This window comes from Streptococcus mitis (genome assembly GCF_001579035.1).
GTDB classification, from domain to species: Bacteria; Bacillota; Bacilli; order Lactobacillales; family Streptococcaceae; genus Streptococcus; species Streptococcus mitis_J.
Window position 1 is genome coordinate 136,085 of record NZ_KQ970287.1, and the last position, 1,053, is coordinate 137,137.

General features: G+C 44.0%; 1 pseudogene. It reads left to right on the forward strand.

Going from position 1 to position 1,053, the window contains the following annotated elements:
• Nucleotides 1-1,053 (forward strand): annotated as a pseudogene (locus SMIDD26_RS12855) (toprim domain-containing protein); the annotation flags it as partial.

Consider the following 1,053-nt stretch of genomic DNA (forward strand, 5'->3'; position numbering starts at 1 on the left):
AGTTGAGGTAGCCATGCAGTACACGAACGGGTTACCATGAAAATGTCATGAGTTTCGCCAATAATATTCATACACATGAAGGTGGAACGCATGAACAAGGTTTCCGTACAGCCTTGACACGTGTCATCAACGATTATGCACGTAAGAATAAGTTACTAAAAGACAATGAAGACAACCTGACAGGGGAAGATGTTCGCGAAGGATTAACTGCAGTTATCTCAGTTAAACACCCAAATCCACAGTTTGAAGGACAAACAAAGACCAAACTTGGGAACAGTGAAGTGGTCAAGATTACCAATCGCCTCTTCAGTGAAGCCTTCTCTGATTTCCTCATGGAAAATCCACAGATTGCCAAACGTATCGTGGAAAAAGGGATTTTGGCTGCCAAGGCTCGTGTGGCTGCCAAGCGTGCGCGTGAAGTCACTCGTAAAAAATCTGGTTTGGAAATTTCCAACCTTCCAGGGAAACTAGCAGACTGTTCTTCTAATAACCCTGCTGAAACAGAACTCTTCATCGTCGAAGGAGACTCAGCTGGTGGATCAGCAAAATCTGGTCGTAACCGTGAGTTTCAGGCTATCCTTCCAATTCGCGGTAAGATTTTGAACGTTGAAAAAGCTAGCATGGATAAGATTCTAGCTAACGAAGAAATTCGTAGTCTTTTCACAGCCATGGGAACAGGATTTGGTGCAGAATTTGATGTTTCAAAAGCTCGTTACCAAAAGCTTGTTTTGATGACCGATGCCGATGTCGATGGAGCCCACATTCGTACCCTTCTTTTGACCTTGATTTATCGTTATATGAAACCAATCCTAGAAGCTGGTTATGTTTATATCGCCCAACCACCAATCTATGGTGTCAAGGTTGGAAGCGAGATTAAAGAATACATCCAGCCAGGTGCAGATCAAGAAATCAAACTCCAAGAAGCTTTAGCCCGCCACAGTGAAGGACGTGCCAAACCAACTATTCAGCGTTATAAGGGTCTGGGTGAAATGGACGATCATCAGTTGTGGGAAACAACCATGGATCCCGAACATCGCTTGATGGCCAGAGTTT